Raw genomic sequence first — 17543 nt, forward strand, 5'->3', positions numbered from 1 at the left:
GGTGCGCGTCTTTATCGACTATCTCGTCGAACATTTCCGCCCCCTGCCGCATTAGGAGTTTCTATGCCGAGTTGGAATAGATATATTCAATTTGGATGATAGAGCAACCTTAACAGGAATTATTCCTTCAGCGCGTCGCCGAGGGCGTCCTTGATTTCGTCGTCGTAATCATATTCGCGCTCGCTGTCGGGCTCTTCGTCCGTTTCCTCGGGCGCAGGCTCCGCCGGAGCCTCTTCCGCCGCGTCTGCATCGGCTTCAGCATCCTTCTTAAAGGCCTCGAACTCATCGCGGAGGTCATCCCCCTCTTCGATGGGGTCTTCCTCCTTGCTTTCATTCAGCGTGGGAAGCGGTTCACGGGTCAGGCGGCGGCAGGCATCGTCCAGCTGATCAAGATTGCCGTAATTGATGGTCACCGTGCCGCGCCCATCGGCGAAGTGATCGATTACCACCGCCATGCCGATCGCATTGGTGAGATCGTCTTCAAGTTCCCGCACATCCGGGCTCTTCTCAACCTTCGCGGCCTTGGGTGTGCGGGGACTTTTCGCCTCATCGCCCGGCTCCCCCTCACCCTTTTTCGCCAGCTTTTCTGCGGCCCGAACGCTCAATCCCTCCGCGACGATCTTTTTCGCGAGCTTCTCCGCATTCTCGTGATTTATCAGCGCGCGCGCGGCGCCCGCGGACAAGCTTCCTTCCCGCACCATCGTTTGAACCGTGGCGGGCAAGGTTAAAAGCCGCATCATATTGGCGACATGAGTCCGGCTCTTGCCGACATGAAGTGACAGGCTCTCCTGGGTGTGATCAAACTCCCCCATCAGCCGCTTATAGGCTTCCGCCTCCTCGATCGAGGAGAGGTCTTCGCGCTGAATATTCTCGATCAGCGCAATTTCCATCGTCTCCGCGTCGGTCAGCTCCTTGATGATGACCGGCACGGTGTGAAGCTGTGCTTTTTGCGCCGCCCGCCACCGGCGCTCGCCCGCGACAATCTCATATTCGCTATAGCTGCCCGGATTGCGACGCACCAGAATAGGTTGCAGAACGCCTTTTTCCGCGATAGAGGCGGAAAGACTCTCCAAAGCCTCTACGTCCCAGTCGAGACGCGGCTGATACTGGTTGGCGCGCAGCTGTTCCACCGGGACTTCCTTGGCCGAGCGGACCTTATCCAGATCGGCGTAATCCGTGGCCGCGTCATCGCCAAGGAGGGCGGACAATCCCCGCCCCAGTTTCTTTTTTGAGCTATCGTCAGACATCACTTATTCACATTCCAGCCTGTCAGGCTGCGTTCAGATGGCGTTCCCGCCGGATCACTTCACTGGCAAGGCGGATATAGGCCTGGCTGCCGGCGCAGCGATGATCATAGATCAGCACGGGCTTGCCATGGCTGGGCGCTTCGGAAATCCGCACATTGCGGGGAATAACGGTCCGATAGACTTTCTCGCCGAGAAAATCGCGGACATCCTGCGCGACCTGCAAGGAGAGATTATTCCGCTTGTCGAACATGGTCAAGACAACACCCTGGATTTCCAGCGCCGGATTGAGGGTCAGGCGCACCCGCTCGATCGTCTTGATCAGCATACTGAGGCCTTCAAGGGCGAAAAACTCGCATTGCAGCGGCACGACGACGGCATGAACAGCGACCATCGCGTTCAGCGTCAGCAGATTGAGCGACGGTGGGCAGTCGATCAGGATATAATCATAGTCACCGCGCACTTCGGACACGGCATCATACAGCCGATGGCTGCGGCGCGGCAGCTCGATCAGCTCCAGCTCTGCGCCGGAAAGATCGGCGGTGGACGGGACGAGGTCAAGCTGCGGGATATTTGTCTTGTGGATCGCCGTCTGGATGGATGTCTCCCCCATTAACACGCCATAAACGTTATGTTCCCGGTCCTCCCGGCCAATGCCGAAGCCTGTGCTGGCATTTCCCTGCGGATCGATATCGATAATCAGGACTCTCTGGCCGATCGCGGCCAGGGCCGTTGCCAGGTTGATGGTTGTCGTCGTTTTGCCGACACCACCTTTTTGGTTGGCAATGGCCAGAATACGCGCCGTTGCCGAATTGCGAAGACTTGCAACATCCTTACTCATGATTCTCTGCCTCTCCTGACGATGATCGGCGGCGCAATCCCGTGATTTTCAGGATGTAGCCGTCTTCACTTGTTAAACTACGATGCTTTTCGACATCCATAATCCAACATTTAGAGGCTTTGGTCAATTCCTCATCTACATCTTGTCCCTTTAAAAAGAAAAATTCTGTGTCCATTTTGGCAAAGGGCGCGGCGAGGTCGAGCAGTTTATCGAGAGGGGCAAGCGCCCGGGCGGAGATTACGTCGGCGGAAAAGGGCGGAATCTCCTCGATCCGCCCCCGATGCAAGGTGAGATTGGCCGATGTTTCACGTGAAACATTGCTCATGAAAAGACATTTGCGCTGATCGCTCTCGACGGCATGGACATCGAAGTCACTGCAGATTGCAACGACCAGCGCCGGAAAGCCTGCTCCGCTCCCCAAATCGACCCAACTGCCGTTCTCACGGTTTGTTCGCGACAGAAGCTGGAAGCTATCCAGCATATGTCGACGCCAGAGATCCTTGAGGGTCGACTTTCCGACGAGATTGATGGCCTTCTGCCATTTCTGGAGAAGCGCCGCATAAATCGACAGCCGGTCCAATGTTTCACGTGAAACATTGCTCACCTCGAAAAATCCGCCAGGTCCGAGAGGAGTTGGCTGATCAGCCATGTTGGCGATGCGCCCCGCGCTTTACATGGGACAAGAGCGCCGTCAGGGCCGCCGGGGTGACCCCGGAAATACGCGCCGCCTGCCCCAGGGTCGTCGGGCGAGCCTCCATGAGTTTCTGCCGCACCTCATTCGAAAGCCCCGCAACCTGATCAAACCGGAGCGATTCCGGAAGCAGTAGAGATTCGTCTTTGCGGAAATCCTGAATATCGGACTTCTGCCGCTCCAGATAGCCGCTGTACTGGGCATCAATGGCGAGCTGCTCCAGGATATCCGGCTTGATTTCGGAGACCTCCGGCCAGATGCGGGCTATATCCTCAATTCCAATATCCGGATAGGCGAGCAGGCCCGCCGCCGTCCGGCGCACGCCGTCCTGATTGACATTGAGGCCATGGCGACGCGCCTCATTCGGTGTAAGGCTAAGGTCATCAAATAAGACCCGCGCCTTCTTCAGACTATCCGTCTTTTCCTTAAACAGCGCCGCCCGTTCCGTTCCCACGCAGCCAATGTCCATGCCAAGGCCGGTCAGCCGCTGGTCCGCGTTGTCGGCGCGCAAGATCAGCCGGTATTCGGCGCGAGAGGTAAACATGCGATAAGGCTCCTTCGTACCGCGTGTCACCAGATCATCAATCATCACCCCGATATAGGCATCTGCGCGGTCGAGAATGATATCCTCCCCGCCCCCGGCCTGACGCGCGGCATTGAGACCAGCCATCAGCCCCTGCGCCGCCGCCTCTTCATAGCCAGTCGTGCCGTTAATCTGCCCCGCCAGATAAAGATTTTTAAGGCGGCGGGTTTCCAATGTGGGCTTTAATTCGCGCGGATCGACGAAATCATATTCGATCGCATAGCCGGGCCGATACCATTCGACCCTTTCAAGGCCCGGAATGGACCGGAGAAAGGCCATCTGCACATCTTCGGGCAGTGAGGTCGACATACCATTCGGATAGATCGTGTCATCATCGAGACCTTCCGGCTCCAGGAATATCTGATGGCTCGATTTATCGGCGAAGCGAACCACCTTATCCTCGATGGAGGGACAATAGCGCGGGCCCGTTCCCTCAATCTGACCGGAATACATCGGCGCGCGATGGAGATTGTCGCGGATAATCCGGTGGGTTTCCTCCGTCGTCGCCGTGATATGACAGGAAATCTGCGGTGTCGTGATACTCTTGGTCAGGAAAGAGAAAGGCACGGGAACATCATCCCCGGGCTGTTCCTCCAGCACCGGCCAGTTGATTGTTTTTCCATCGAGCCGCGCGGGCGTGCCGGTTTTAAGCCGCCCGAGCTCGAACCCGGCGCGCTCCAACGTGACGGAAAGGCCGTTGGACGGCGCATCGCCGATCCGCCCGGCCGGGATTTTCTTCTCTCCCAGATGGATGAGGCCGCGCAAAAATGTCCCGGTGGTCAGGATCACCTTGCCGGCGGGGATCTCCTCCCCCTCCGCTGTGATCACCCCGGAAACCACACCCTCATGGACAATCAAATCCTCCACCGCGGCGGCGCGGATCGTCAGATTCTCCTGGGAGGCAAGCGCGGCCTGCATGGTCTCGCGATAGAGTTTGCGATCGGACTGCGCGCGCGGGCCCCGAACGGCGGGACCTTTGCGGCGATTGAGAAGACGGAACTGAATTCCGGCCGCATCGGCCACCCGGCCCATCACCCCGTCCAGCGCGTCAATCTCCCGCACCAGATGGCCCTTACCCAATCCGCCGATGGCGGGGTTGCAGGACATTTCGCCAATGGTTTCGAGCTTATGGGTGATCAGGAGAGTGGACGCCCCAAGGCGCGCGGAAGCCGCCGCCGCCTCGCAGCCCGCATGCCCCCCACCGATGACAATGACATCATATCCGCTCATAACCAAACCCTTATGGATAAGAGGCCTTACATATAGAGTTACCCCGTTTTTGACAAGCGGGGAAAGCGACTCATTCCGGAATGTTTCACGTGAAACATCGATTATTAGGCGGCGGGAAATGTTTCACGTGAAACATTGGCCGAAATTCTATTTTCCGATACAAAAATCGCCGAAAATGACATCGAGAATATCTTCCACATCGACCCGCCCCGTAATCCGCCCCAAGGCGCGGACGGCGAGTCGCACATCCTCCGCCGCGAGTTCAGGCTCCCGCGCCGCTTCAAACCGGCGGAGCGCGTCCACGCATTCTTCCAGCGCCTGACGATGGCGAAGCCGGGTGAGCGCTGGCGCGCCGGAAAGATCGAGCCGCTCCGTCACATCCTTCTCAAGCGCGGCCATAAACCCGTCAACCCCCTCCCCCGATTTCACGGACAGGGAGAAAAGTCGTTTTGCCGGATCATTCCGGATATCCTTTCCGCCCAAATCCGCCTTATTAATCAGGAGGTAATCATTCTTTTCGAAAAGATCGGTAAATTCCGGTGGAATATCGGGCGCGTCCTGTGTCGTCATAAAAAGGCGGATATCAGCCGCTGCCGCCCGTGCCCGTGCCCGGCGCACGCCCTCCCGCTCGATAACATTTTCGGAGTCCCGCAGTCCCGCCGTATCGGCGATGGTCACGGGATAACCTGCAAGGTCCATCGGCACCTCGATAATATCCCGGGTCGTGCCCGCCTCATCGGAGACAATCGCCGCCTCCTTCCGGGCGAGGGCATTGAGGAGGCTTGATTTTCCCACATTCGGCTGACCCAGGATGACAACGTCCAGCCCTTCGCGGATTTTCTCGCCCCGATGTCCATCCGCCAAATGAGATTCTATTTCCGCCCGCAAGTCGGCAATCTTCGGGGTGATCGCGACGGCGACGCTGTCCGGGAGATCCTCATCGGGAAAATCGATATCGGCTTCCAGATGGGCGAGCGCGCCGATTAACGTCTCCCGCCAGCCATCATAAAGACGGCCAAGCTCCCCCTGCATCTGGCGGAGCGCCTGTCGCGCCTGGGCTTCCGTCTCCGCATTGACAAGATCGCCAAGCCCTTCGGCCTCGGTCAAATCCATCTTGCCATGTTCGAACGCGCGGCGGGTAAACTCCCCGGGTTCTGCCGGACGAAAGCCATCAAAGGCAGAGAGTTCCCCAAACAGCGCCGTCAGGATCGCGGGCCCCCCATGCAAATGCAGCTCCACCACATCTTCGCCCGTGAAACTGTTCGGTGCAGGGAAAATGATGGCAAGTGACTGATCTATAAGGGATTTGTCTTGTCTTCTATATATGGGACATAGCACCGCGCGGCGTGCCTTGGGCCGTGGCTTCCTGCTCAACCCTTCAAGCGCCGCCATCGCACCGGGCCCGGAAATCCGCACCACTGCCACACCGGCACGGCCCCGCCCGCTCGCGAGCGCGAAGATAGTTTCACTGAAACTCATGGCGATATCCGATCCCGCTGAGGCGGCTATTTATCCTCATTCGTGGGATTATTGAATTGCGACCAGAATATCTTCTGCATCTGGTCGAAACCCTGCACCCCGACCGGAAACCAGGTCTTCATCATATTTTCCGGATCGAGATTGGCGATATTTTCGAGCATCTTCGCCTGCAGCTCCTTCATCACCGCCTCCTGCATTCTCTCAACCTCGGGAAGACCGAGAAATGTTCTTGCTTCCTGCGGTGTACAATCAATATCAACAGTAATCTTCATGAGCGGCTCACTCCTCATTGATCCGACGGCGGTTGCTCTGCTACAACAAACGGCAACTGCTTCCTTATACCGGATTTGGGGGCTAAAAACAGGGTTATAGATGAAAAATTTACTGAAGCTTGAGACCAGCCCCTATCTTCTTCAGCATCAGGACAACCCGGTGCATTGGCAGCCCTGGAGTGCGGAAACCCTTGCGCTCGCCAAAAAAGAGGGCAAACCGATCCTGCTTAGCGTCGGTTATGCGGCCTGTCACTGGTGCCATGTGATGGCGCATGAAAGCTTCGAGAAAGAGGAAACCGCCGCGTTGATGAACGATTTGTTCGTCAATATCAAGGTGGACCGGGAGGAACGGCCCGATATCGACCAGATTTACCAGAGCGCCCTCGCCCTCCTCGGCGAACAGGGCGGCTGGCCACTCACCATGTTCCTCAATTCCAGCGGGGAGCCGTTCTGGGGCGGCACGTACTTTCCGCCGGAGAATTCCTATGGCCGGCCCGGTTTTCAGAATGTGTTGCAGACGGTCTCGAACATTTTCAAGAATGAGCCCGAGAAAGTCACAAAAAACCGGGATGCGCTGAAAACCGCGCTGAAATCCCTCAATGACACGCAAGAGGGCGAGCGACCGAAGCTCACCCTTGAGGTCCTGGAGCGGATCGCCGCTCGCTATGCGGAGGAGGCGGACCCGGTCCATGGCGGGATCGGTTCGGCGCCGAAATTCCCGCAAACCTATGTGCTGGAGAATATCTGGCGGAGCTATCTCCGCACCGGGAAGGCCGCGCTTTCCGAGGTCGTGATCAAGGCGCTCACCAGCATGTCGCAGGGCGGTATCTACGATCATCTCGGCGGCGGTTTCGCGCGTTACTCCACCGATGCGGAGTGGCTTGCGCCGCATTTCGAGAAGATGCTCTATGATAATGCGCAAATTCTCGATTTGCTTCTCATCGTGCATCACGAGACAAAATCGGAGCTGTTTGAGGAGCGTATCCGCGAGACCGTGGGATGGTTGCTTCGCGAGATGGTGACGGAGGAAGGCGGCTTCGCGGCCACCATCGATGCGGATTCCGAGGGCGTGGAGGGAAAGTTCTACACTTGGTCAAAGACGGAAATTGATGACCTTCTCGGGGAACATGCTCCGCATTTTAACGAGATCTACGGCATCCTCCCGGAAGGAAACTGGGAAAATACTAATATTATCAGTCGGTTGAAATATCCGGATCGTCTCGATGAAGAAAGTGAGGCGGCGTTGGCGCCATGGCGCCAGACGCTGTTCGAGTATCGCGAAAGCCGCATCCGTCCGGGTCTCGATGACAAGGTCCTGACCGACTGGAACGGCCTGATGATTGCCACTCTCGCCCGCGCCGGACAATATTTCGAGGAAGTGCACTGGATCGACGCGGCGGAGCGGGCCTTTGTCGCCCTGACAACTCATTCCATGGAAAGCACCGGTCGCCTCTATCATAGCTACCGCCTTGGTCGGGCGCTGCATACGGGCCTTCTTGATGATTATGCCAATATGGCGCGCGCCGCTCTCATCCTTCATGAGGTGACGGGAAAGGCTTTCTATCTGGAGCGCGCCGAACAATGGGCCCAAATCCTCAACAACCATTTCTGGGATGAAAGTGGCGGCGGATATTTCTACACCGCCGATGATGCGGAAGCCCTGATCGTGCGGAGCAAGAACGCGGCCGATAATGCCGTTCCGTCCGGCAATGGTGTGATGCTGGAGGTACTCGCAAAGCTGCATTTGCTCACCGGCGCGCGGGAACCGTTCGAGAAGGCGACCAATCTGCTCCGCTGTTTTTCCGCTGAGCTGGCACGCAATTTCTTCCCGCTCGCCACCCTTCTCAATAATTTCGAGACATTGGTCAACGCCCGGCAGGTCATCATCGTCGGCAACCGAAGCGATGCGGAAGCAATTGATCTTCTTAATGTTTTAAAGGATGTGAGCCTTCCTTCGAAAGTCGTGAATGTGTTGGAGGATACGGATACCCTGCCCTTCGACCATCCGGCAAAAGGAAAGGATAAGCTGGATGGAAAACCCACCGCCTATCTCTGCACCGGGCCGACCTGCTCACTCCCGGCGAATAACGTCGCCGCCTTCGCCGCGCTTCTGAAGGAGGCCACCGCGCATGGCGCAGCTTAGTTTGCACAGCCCCGTCGGTGATTTGACCGTGACCGAGGAAGACGGGAAGATCATCTCGCTCGACTGGGGATGGGTACCGGAGCAATGGCAATCGGCAACGCCGATTCTCGAAGAGGCAGCGGCACAGCTCAATCGCTATTTTGATGCGGAAATCGGCGATTTCGATCTCCCGCTTGACCCGCCGGGCACGGAATTCCAGAAGAAAGTCTGGGCGGAGATGCTGAAGATCCCGGCCGGAAAGACCAAAAGCTATGGGGAGATTGCGAAGATCCTGAAATCCGCGGCGCAGCCGGTGGGCACGGCCTGCGGCGCAAACCCCATTCCGATCATTATTCCCTGCCACCGGATCCTGGCGGCGGGGGGCAAGATGGGCGGTTATTCCGGCGAGGGCGGATTGGAGACGAAACAGGCGCTGCTCCGGCTCGAAAATGCCTTGCCAAATGAGCAACAATCGCTTGATATATAATAAAAATTCGCGGGCGCGATAAAAAAGGAAAATAAGATGACAAAAGCAATCGTACAGCATGAACATGGCGGTCCCGAAACCATGAAATGGGAGGAAGTCACACTTGGCAAGCCCGGGCCCGGAGAGGCGCGCGTCCGCCATACGGCTGTTGGCCTCAATTATATCGATGTTTATTTTCGCACCGGGCTTTATCCCGCTCCGCTCCCGCTCACGACGGGGATGGAGGCTGCCGGCGTGATCGAGGAGCTGGGCGACGGTGTCACCGGGTTTAACGTCGGTGATCGCGTGGCCTATGCGGGGCGGCCCATCGGTGCCTATTCGGAAGCGCGGATTATGCCCGTCGATAACCTGATCGTGCTTCCCGACAGCATCGATGACCAGACAGCGGCCGCGATGATGCTCCAGGGGATGACAACGGAATATCTGCTGAAACGAACGTTTCACGTGAAACAAGGCGATACCATCCTGTTCCACGCGGCGGCGGGCGGCGTTGGCCTTTTTGCCTGTCAATGGGCGAAACATATCGGTGCGACGGTGATCGGGACCGTGGGATCGGAGGAAAAGGCGGAACTCGCGAAAGCTCATGGCTGCACTCATACAATCCTCTATCGGGAGGAGGATTTTCAGGAAAAGGTCATGGAAATTACCGACGGCAAGGGCGTCCCCGTCGTCTATGACGCCATCGGCAAGGACACGTTCGAGAAATCCCTCGATTGCCTCTCCCCGCGTGGCCTGATGGTGTCCTTCGGGAACTCGTCGGGGCCCGTCACCGGCGTCGATCTTGCCATTCTCGGCGCGAAAGGATCGCTCTATGTCACTCGCCCGTCGCTAATGGTCTATAACGCCACCCGGCCAGAGCTGGAACAATCGGCAGGCGATCTGATGAAGCATATCAGCAACGGCGCGATCAAGGTCAATATCGGCCAGACCTACCCGCTCAGCGAAGCCCGCAAGGCCCATGAGGACCTCGAAGGCCGCAAAACCACAGGCTCGACGGTGTTTACGGTCTGATTTGCCTTGACAGTAATTACTTTTGTAATTACATATGCGTCATGAATTAATCGGGCATTGTGATGTTAAACGATAACGGCAAAAAATCAGACGGCTTTGAAACCAAGCTGCGCAAGACAGGAAGTGCCGTGGGGGCGACAATCCCCGCGGAATTCCTGCGTCAGCTTGAATTAAAGGCCGGTGACAAAGTGACTGTCAGCGTTGAAGATAACGGCGTGAAAATTGTCAAGTCCGATCCGGAATTTGATGCTGATATGGCCCATTATGAGATGATAGAAGAACGTTTTGCCCCGGCATTCCGGAAACTGGCGGAATAATGACGCTTCATTTACCGTCAAAGGCGGTAATGCTGGCTATTCACAAAAAACAGTTGGAACGGTTCGGCGGGGCGCCCGGCATCCGCGATGAAGGCGGTATCGATGCCGCTCTCGCCCGGCCTCACCAGCTGATCGCTTATGGCGGCGGTGAAGATGTCGATATCTTCCAGATTGCCGCCTCGCTGATGTACAGCATCACCAAGAACCGGCATCCTTTTGCCGACGGCAACAAGCGGGTTGGACTTGCCATGTTATTGTTAACGCTGCGCTCCAACGGCTGGTCCCTCGATATCACGAATGATCAGGCCATCGCCACAACCCTAAAAATTGCAGATGGCACGATGAGCGAGAATGAACTCGTCATCTTCTGCCGCGAGAAATCCGTGTCTCTCACCGACTAAAAAAGGCGCCCGATTGAGGCGCCTTTTTCTATGTAAGTGTTTGAAGTTTTTTACGTATTCATGGAATCGAAGAAATCATCGTTGGTTTTGCTGCTTTTCAGTTTATCGAGCAGGAATTCCATGGCGTCGGTGGTTCCCATCGGGTTGAGGATACGACGGAGGACCCACATTTTCTGCAAGGTGGCCTTGTCGACCAGCAACTCTTCTTTCCGGGTGCCAGATTTCGTGATGTCGATGGCCGGGAAGACACGCTTGTCGGAAAGCTTGCGATCGAGGATGATTTCAGAGTTACCCGTGCCCTTGAATTCCTCGAAAATAACTTCGTCCATGCGCGATCCCGTTTCGATCAGGGCGGTGGCGACGATGGTCAGCGAGCCCCCCTCCTCGATATTCCGGGCGGCACCGAAGAACCGTTTCGGGCGCTGCAGGGCATTCGCGTCCACACCGCCGGTCAGGACCTTACCGCTGGACGGAACCACCGTGTTATAGGCGCGGGCGAGACGGGTGATACTGTCGAGCAGGATAACCACATCGCGCTTATGCTCGACCAGGCGTTTTGCCTTCTCAATGACCATTTCAGCGACCTGTACATGGCGCGAGGCAGGCTCATCGAAGGTGGAACTCACCACTTCGCCGTTGACCGAACGCTTCATGTCCGTCACTTCCTCGGGCCGTTCGTCGATCAAAAGAACGATGAGATAGACTTCCGGATTATTGGTAGTGATGGAATTGGCGATATTCTGCAACAGGACGGTCTTACCGGTCCGGGGCGGCGCGACAATCAGGGCGCGCTGGCCTTTACCCTGCGGTGAGACAAGGTCGATCACCCGGGCGGAATTGATATTGTCAGCTGTCGGATCGGGGGTTTCCAGCTTGATACGTTCATCTGGATAAAGCGGGGTGAGGTTATCGAAATTGATCTTGTGGCGGGCTTTTTCAGGGTCTTCAAAATTAATCTTCTGCACTTTCAGGAGGGCGAAATATCGCTCCCCATCCTTCGGGCTTCTGATCTGCCCTTCCACGGTGTCGCCCGTTCGAAGCGAAAATCGGCGGATCTGGCTTGGGCTGACATAGATATCATCCGGCCCGGCAAGATAGTTTGCATCGGGCGAGCGGAGGAAGCCAAAACCGTCCTGCAGGATTTCGAGAACCCCGCCGCCGGTGATTTCGGCGCCGTTTTCGGCCTCATATTTAAGGATAGCGAAAAGCTGTTCCTGCTTGCGCAGGGTGGAGGCGTTTTCAATCTCGCGCGTTTCCGCCAGTTCAAGGATTTCTGACGGAGATTTTTTCTTAAGCTCTTGAAGATTCATCTATTTTACTACGCTGTATATGGAAGATAAAGGGATTAACAGATCACAATATGACGGAAAAGTCGGAAACCGATGAGGTTAGGTCTTATGAAAATTGCTTATGTATTCGTAATGCAATGAGACCGTGGAACAGAGATTGTCCAAATGAAGTTACGCTTCTATTGCCAGCTTTATGGGAATTAGTCAAATGAAATATGCGAATTTTAGCGGCTGTCAAAAAGGTTTCACAACCACCAAAATCACGATGCCGATCACCAGAACGGTCGGTATCTCGTTGATGAGGCGGTAGAATTTCGCGGGACGTGTATTTTCATCCGCCTCGAACTCTTTACGCCATTTTGACAGGTTGCCATGAAATCCGGCCATCAGGAACACCAGGGTCAATTTAAGCCATATCCAGGGCTCACTCCAATCGACAATCCCCGGGGTAAATAGCAATAAACCGCCAAAAATAAAGGTCATGATCATGGCCGGGTTGATAATCCCGCGAAGCAGCCGTCGTTCCATAACCTTGAAGGTTTCCGACATCTCGGAGCCCAGCGCCGCCTCCGCATGATAGACAAAGAGGCGCGGCAGATAAAACATCCCCGCCATCCAGGCAATAACCGAGATAATATGCAGGGATTTCACCCAGGGGTAAATATCAGCCAGAATGTCGTCCAAGGTCGCCCCTCTTGATAAACCGTCAATTACATCCGCTATTTACGAGATTTTGCGTCATGACGCCAGCATCAAACAATCTTTAAATCCGGACGGGCAGATCTTTGCGCCGTTCTCACTTCTAATTCCAGGGCCGGAGAGGCCTTTTACCATATCAGCAAGGCCATTGATAAAATCCGCATGAACGCCAACTGTCGGGATGCGGTGATACTCCTGAACGCCAGCTTCCCCGGCGAGCTTGGCATATTCGATATCGAGCTCGACCAGCGTTTCCGAATGCTCCGAGACGAACGCAATCGGCACGATGACAAGGCTGATCCCTTCTTCGCCCGCGCGATGGATTTCAGTTTCTGTCGAGGGTTCCAGCCATTTCATCGGTCCGACACGGCTCTGGTAACAGACTTTCCAGTCGAGATTTTCCGCCCCCAGTTTTTGGACGACTTTTTGCGCCGTTTGCTCCACCTGCCATTGATAGGGATCGCCGTCATCGACAATTTTCTGCGGCAATCCATGGGCGGAAAAGAGCAGGCGAAAGGGTTTTCCCTGCAACTCTTCGAGTTTTGGCGCGATCAGTTCCGCATAGGCCGAAATCAACCCCGCTTCCGTCGGATAACAACATAACCCGACCGCCGGGGCCTCAAGACCCGCTTTATCCGCCGCGTCTTGCCAGTCTTTCACGGAAGAGGCGCTGGTAGTCGAGGAAAACTGCGGATAAAGCGGCAACAGGATGACCTCATCCGGGTTCCAGTCTTTGACCTTTCGCGCAACGTCATCGGCAAAGGGATGCCAATATCGCATGCAGATAAAGGTCTTAAATACATCCTCACTGCCGTCATTCAGGCGGTTTTCCAAGGCGTCGGCCTGGGCTTTCGTTTGCGGCAGGATCGGGGACGCACCGCCCAGAAAAGCATAAATTTCCTGCGCGACGGGCGCGCGGCGGCGGGAAATCAGCTTCGCCACCAGCCAGCGAAACGGTGTGGGCAACCGGATAATCGCCGGATCATAAAAGAGATTAAACAGGAATGGCTCCACCGCCTCCGGCTTATCGGGGCCGCCAAGATTGAACAGGATAACCGCTTTCTTTGCCATGTCTTTCCTTTACGCCCCGCGAATCAGTTCGGCAAGCCGTGCGACATTTTCGGGCGGCGTTTGCGGGACAATCCCGTGACCGAGATTAAATATAAAGGGCTTTTTACCCAACGTTTCAAGGATTTGATTGATGCGATCTTCCATCGCGGATCCCCCGGAAACCAGCAGCATCGGATCAAGATTACCCTGCACCGGTACCAGTGATTGCACCTCCCGCGCGGCCCAGTCGAGCGGTGTGCCTGTATCAAGGCTGACCGCGGTGACGCCTGTCTCCCTCACGAAGTCGATAATATTGCCGCCTACGCCCTTGGGAAAGCCAATGACGGGCAATTCGGGATACTGGGTACGGAGACCCTCCACAATCCGTTTTGTCGGCTCTATGGCCCATTTCCTGAATTCATCATCGGGAAGCACGCCGGCCCAGGTATCGAAAATCTGGATCACCTCTGCCCCGGCGGCGACTTGCTTCAGGAGATATTCCGTTGTGGATTCAACAAGGATATCCATCATCGCACCGAAACCTTGCGGATCGCTGTAGGCCCAGTTCTTGATATGGGCGTAATCCTTCGATCCGCGCCCCTCAACCATATAGGTCGCGACAGTCCAGGGGGCTCCGGCAAAGCCGATAAGCGTGCAGTCTTTCGGGATTGACTGGCTCAATCGGCCAACGGTCTCATACACGGGATCGAGGGTTTTATGAATGGCCGTTACATCCAGCTTGCCAAGCTCTTTGGCGCTGCGGATGGGATCAAGCACCGGTCCCTCGCCTTCACGATAAGCAAGCGGTTGACCAAGCGCATGGGGAATGAGGAGGATATCCGCAAAGAGGATGGCCGCATCCATGCCGTAACGACGAAGAGGCTGTAATGTGACTTCCTCGGCAAGGGCAGGATTATAGCAAAGATCGAGAAAGTTGCCTGCATCGGCCCGGGTTGCGCGATATTCAGGAAGATAGCGCCCCGCCTGACGCATTAGCCAGAAAGGTGGTCTTGTCAGCACTTCCCCTGACAGGCTTTTCAGCAGGGGCTTGTTTGTTGAAACTTTCACGCTATTCCCTTCCCGGAATCTTATCCCTTTAAATAATATATTTAAATAAAAGGTGGTAGTTGTTGTTGTATGCAGTGTGTAACGGGGATTAAATCTTATCCCCGCCCTTTATAGAAATTCTGGGGATAAAAACCAACCTTTCACATAATTGTTGATATCTACGGGAGAAGGCGTCATTTGGCCCACATAAAAATCGGGGATTGCGGGGATAAGTTATTTTCGTCAGGCCAATCCGGAAAATATACCCGTTTTTCGGAGAAACAATTTTTCTTACCCACAGCCGGATAAAGCAGCGTTTAAAAAACACCCGAGCGGGGAGGAATTTTTTGGGCTTTCCCGAACAGCCATGTTATCCCTGTTATTCACACTACTCACAGGACACCCAAGCAGCGATATGTCGGAATTTCATCTTCATCTGGTATCGGATTCGACCGGGGAAACCCTGCAATCCATGACCAAGGCCGCGCTGGTTCAGTTTGAGGGGATTTCCCCGGTCGAGCATGTCTGGACCCTGACGCGGACCGTGCGGCAGCTGGATGATATCCTTGAATCCATTGTGAAAAAACCAGGTCTGGTGCTTTATACACTGGTCAATAAGGAAATGCGCGATGTGTTGGAATTGGGCTGTCAGCGTGTCGGTGTGCCTTGCGTTTCCGTGCTCGATCCGGTGCTGGCGGCCTTCTCGACTTTTCTGGGCCAGGAAATCCGCCGCCTGCCCGGTCGGCAGCATATGCTGGACAAGAACTATTTCGGCCGGATCGAGGCATTGAACTTCACCATGGCCCATGATGATGGCCAGATGACCGATGATCTCTATGAAGCACAGATCGTCCTTGTCGGGGTGTCGCGCACGTCGAAAACACCGACATCTTTCTATCTCGCGCATCGCGGCTATAAAACGGCAAATATTCCAATCGTACCCAGCATTCCCCTGCCGGACTCCCTTTTTAATCTCAACAAGAGGACAATGGTCGTTGGTCTGACAACAAGCCCGGACCGACTGTCCCAGATCCGCAAGAACCGCCTGCTTAGCCTCAATCAGAAGGTCGATACGGACTATGTGGACCGCGAGCGGATCAAGGAAGAGGTGATTTTCGCGCGCAAGCTCTGCACCCGTGAAGGATGGCCGATTATCGATGTCTCCCGCCGGTCGGTGGAGGAAACCGCCGCGCAGATCATCACCCTCTATAACCGCCGCAAGGAAGAAACCCGGGACAGAATGCTGTGACCGAGACCGAGCTTGTCCTGGCATCGCAAAGCCTGTCCCGCGCCCGGATATTGGAGCGCGCGGGACTCGAATTTCATATTCTGCCCGCAAATGTCGATGAAGATGAGGTTAAGCACGCCATGCGGGGCGCCGGGGCGCCCGCGTCCGATACGGCAGTGGCATTGGCTGAACTCAAAGCCTCCCGCGTGTCCCGGCAGATACCGGAAGGTTTTGTCATTGGCGCGGACCAGATCCTTGACTGTAATAACATCTGGTTCGACAAGCCCGTCGATATGGATCATGCGCGGGCGCATCTGCTCAGTTTGCGCGGAAAGACCCATCGCCTTGCCAATGCGGTTTGCGTTGCCAAGGGCGGGGCGGTCCTCTGGCGTCATGTGGATGAGGCGCGGCTGACCATGCGCCATTTTGATGAGGCTTTTCTGGAGAACTATCTTGTGAGTGCGGGAGAGGATATTCTCACCTCCGTCGGGGCCTATCAGCTGGAGCGACTGGGTGCGCATCTTTTTGCTAAGGTTGAGGGAGATTTCTTCTCCATCCTCGGGCTGCCGCTCCTGCCGCTGCTGGATTATCTGCGCGGCCATAAAGTCGGGATATCTGCATGACGGATGAAAAGAGAAAAATCGCCGGTGTGATGGGCTGGCCGATCAGCCATTCCCTCTCCCCGCGTCTGCATGGCTACTGGATCGAGAAATACGGTCTTAATGCGGACTATCGCGCCTGGCCGGTGAAACCCGAAGACCTTCGCGCGACTTTTGCACAGTTAAAAGACGACTGCGCGGCGGAAAGCGGTGTTTTCCGGGGCACCAACCTCACCATCCCGCTTAAAGAAACCGCGTTTGAGGTTGTCGATATCCTTGATCCTTCCGCCAAACGGATTGGTGCAGTCAACACCACTGTGGTAGGTGAGGACGGTCGTTTGACCGGATGGAACACGGATGGGATCGGGTTTACCGACTCGCTTGCTGAGAAAATAGACGTCTCGACGCTATCGGGTGGAACGGCGCTTATATTGGGCGCGGGCGGTGCTTCGCGGGCCGTTGCCGTCGCGCTGAGTGATCTCGGTGTGGCGAAAATTATTATCTGCAACCGGTCAGGCGCGCGGGCAGAGACCCTTGCCGCGCATATAGGTGACATTGCCCGCGTTGGTCCTTGGGATCGTCGCTCCTCCCTATTGGAGGGGTCGGATATCCTGGTGAATTGCACTAGCCTCGGTATGACCGGGCAGCCGCCGCTTGAAATATCGCTTGGGGGCTTGAAAAAGACCGCTATCGTCAGCGATATTGTCTATGTCCCGTTGGAGACGGACTTGTTGAAACGGGCGCGACGACAGGGAAATATAGCGGTTGATGGCCTCGGCATGCTGCTGCATCAGGCAAAAGCGGGATTTGAGGCCTGGTTCGGCGTAACACCGGAAGTGGACGAAGATTTGCGCCGCCATGTGCTGGATGGATTGAAAGGGAAATAATATGTTGCTTGTGGGCCTGACCGGATCTATCGGCATGGGAAAGTCAACCGTTGCCGGGATGTTTCG

Annotated in this window: 18 protein-coding genes; 8 read left to right on the top strand and 10 right to left on the bottom strand. The window is 55.8% G+C overall.

Translation table 11 applies throughout. The annotated features are described in order from the left end of the window. Positions 1 to 119: 119 nt before the first annotated feature. From P1U71_RS15830 to P1U71_RS15855, 6 genes are all read right to left on the bottom strand, one after another. On the bottom strand, positions 120 to 1247 hold the full coding sequence (locus tag P1U71_RS15830; RefSeq protein ID WP_301106601.1) for a ParB/RepB/Spo0J family partition protein: 1128 nt from the start codon (positions 1245 to 1247) through the stop codon (positions 120 to 122). Between the two features lie 22 nt (positions 1248 to 1269). Beyond that, entirely contained in the window at positions 1270 to 2085 is an 816-nt protein-coding gene (locus P1U71_RS15835) for a ParA family protein (RefSeq protein WP_301106602.1), read from the bottom strand. Continuing rightward, the gene (rsmG, locus tag P1U71_RS15840; protein ID WP_301106603.1) at positions 2078 to 2734 is read right to left on the bottom strand and encodes a 16S rRNA (guanine(527)-N(7))-methyltransferase RsmG; all 657 of its coding nucleotides are present in this window, start codon (positions 2732 to 2734) and stop codon (positions 2078 to 2080) included. The genes P1U71_RS15835 and rsmG overlap by 8 nt, the downstream gene beginning before the upstream one ends. Further along, on the bottom strand, positions 2727 to 4589 hold the full coding sequence (gene mnmG / locus P1U71_RS15845; RefSeq protein ID WP_301106604.1) for a tRNA uridine-5-carboxymethylaminomethyl(34) synthesis enzyme MnmG: 1863 nt from the start codon (positions 4587 to 4589) through the stop codon (positions 2727 to 2729). Before mnmG ends, rsmG begins: the two co-directional genes overlap by 8 nt. A gap of 147 nt (positions 4590 to 4736) precedes the next feature. Next, complete coding sequence (gene mnmE / locus P1U71_RS15850; RefSeq protein ID WP_301106605.1) at positions 4737 to 6068, bottom strand: tRNA uridine-5-carboxymethylaminomethyl(34) synthesis GTPase MnmE; 1332 nt, start codon at positions 6066 to 6068, stop codon at positions 4737 to 4739. Positions 6069 to 6094: 26 nt separating this feature from the next. Further along, complete coding sequence (locus P1U71_RS15855) at positions 6095 to 6340, bottom strand: DUF6489 family protein (RefSeq protein WP_301106606.1); 246 nt, start codon at positions 6338 to 6340, stop codon at positions 6095 to 6097. Positions 6341 to 6440: 100 nt separating this feature from the next. Between P1U71_RS15855 and P1U71_RS15860 the strand changes: the two genes are divergently transcribed. The 5 genes from P1U71_RS15860 to P1U71_RS15880 all read left to right on the top strand — a co-directional run bounded on the left by P1U71_RS15860 (position 6441) and on the right by P1U71_RS15880 (position 10678). Next, positions 6441 to 8483, top strand: coding sequence for a thioredoxin domain-containing protein (locus P1U71_RS15860; protein ID WP_301106607.1), 2043 nt, complete (start codon positions 6441 to 6443; stop codon positions 8481 to 8483). Beyond that, complete coding sequence (locus P1U71_RS15865; RefSeq protein WP_301106608.1) at positions 8470 to 8949, top strand: methylated-DNA--[protein]-cysteine S-methyltransferase; 480 nt, start codon at positions 8470 to 8472, stop codon at positions 8947 to 8949. The genes P1U71_RS15860 and P1U71_RS15865 overlap by 14 nt, the downstream gene beginning before the upstream one ends. A 36-nt stretch (positions 8950 to 8985) precedes the next feature. Then, positions 8986 to 9960: a quinone oxidoreductase gene (locus P1U71_RS15870; protein WP_301106610.1), complete on the top strand. Its 975-nt coding sequence runs from the start codon at positions 8986 to 8988 to the stop codon at positions 9958 to 9960. A gap of 62 nt (positions 9961 to 10022) precedes the next feature. Continuing rightward, complete coding sequence (locus P1U71_RS15875) at positions 10023 to 10277, top strand: AbrB/MazE/SpoVT family DNA-binding domain-containing protein (RefSeq protein WP_301106611.1); 255 nt, start codon at positions 10023 to 10025, stop codon at positions 10275 to 10277. Next, complete coding sequence (locus tag P1U71_RS15880) at positions 10277 to 10678, top strand: type II toxin-antitoxin system death-on-curing family toxin (protein WP_301106612.1); 402 nt, start codon at positions 10277 to 10279, stop codon at positions 10676 to 10678. Before P1U71_RS15875 ends, P1U71_RS15880 begins: the two co-directional genes overlap by 1 nt. Before the next feature lie 50 nt (positions 10679 to 10728). Here the strand turns inward: P1U71_RS15880 and rho are convergent, their stop codons facing one another. From rho to hemE, 4 genes are all read right to left on the bottom strand, one after another. Then, complete coding sequence (rho, locus tag P1U71_RS15885; protein ID WP_301106614.1) at positions 10729 to 11988, bottom strand: transcription termination factor Rho; 1260 nt, start codon at positions 11986 to 11988, stop codon at positions 10729 to 10731. 213 nt (positions 11989 to 12201) lie between these two features. Then, positions 12202 to 12651 (bottom strand): protoporphyrinogen oxidase HemJ, encoded by a 450-nt coding sequence (gene hemJ, locus P1U71_RS15890; protein WP_301106615.1) that lies wholly within the window; start codon positions 12649 to 12651, stop codon positions 12202 to 12204. Positions 12652 to 12705: 54 nt separating this feature from the next. Continuing rightward, positions 12706 to 13737 (bottom strand): ferrochelatase, encoded by a 1032-nt coding sequence (gene hemH / locus P1U71_RS15895; RefSeq protein WP_301106616.1) that lies wholly within the window; start codon positions 13735 to 13737, stop codon positions 12706 to 12708. Positions 13738 to 13746: 9 nt separating this feature from the next. After that, positions 13747 to 14784, bottom strand: coding sequence for a uroporphyrinogen decarboxylase (hemE, locus tag P1U71_RS15900; protein WP_301106617.1), 1038 nt, complete (start codon positions 14782 to 14784; stop codon positions 13747 to 13749). Positions 14785 to 15178: 394 nt separating this feature from the next. Between hemE and P1U71_RS15905 the strand changes: the two genes are divergently transcribed. From P1U71_RS15905 to P1U71_RS15915, 3 genes are read left to right on the top strand one after another with little or no spacing between them, the layout of a single operon-like run. Further along, positions 15179 to 16012: a pyruvate, water dikinase regulatory protein gene (locus P1U71_RS15905; protein ID WP_301106618.1), complete on the top strand. Its 834-nt coding sequence runs from the start codon at positions 15179 to 15181 to the stop codon at positions 16010 to 16012. Further along, positions 16009 to 16614, top strand: a complete 606-nt coding sequence (locus P1U71_RS15910) for a Maf family protein (RefSeq protein ID WP_301106619.1) — start codon at positions 16009 to 16011, stop codon at positions 16612 to 16614. The genes P1U71_RS15905 and P1U71_RS15910 overlap by 4 nt, the downstream gene beginning before the upstream one ends. Further along, the gene (locus P1U71_RS15915) at positions 16611 to 17477 is read left to right on the top strand and encodes a shikimate dehydrogenase (RefSeq protein WP_301106620.1); all 867 of its coding nucleotides are present in this window, start codon (positions 16611 to 16613) and stop codon (positions 17475 to 17477) included. Before P1U71_RS15910 ends, P1U71_RS15915 begins: the two co-directional genes overlap by 4 nt. The last annotated feature ends 66 nt before the right edge of the window (positions 17478 to 17543 follow it).

This window comes from Sneathiella sp. (assembly GCF_029233945.1).
Lineage (GTDB): Bacteria > Pseudomonadota > Alphaproteobacteria > Sneathiellales > Sneathiellaceae > Sneathiella.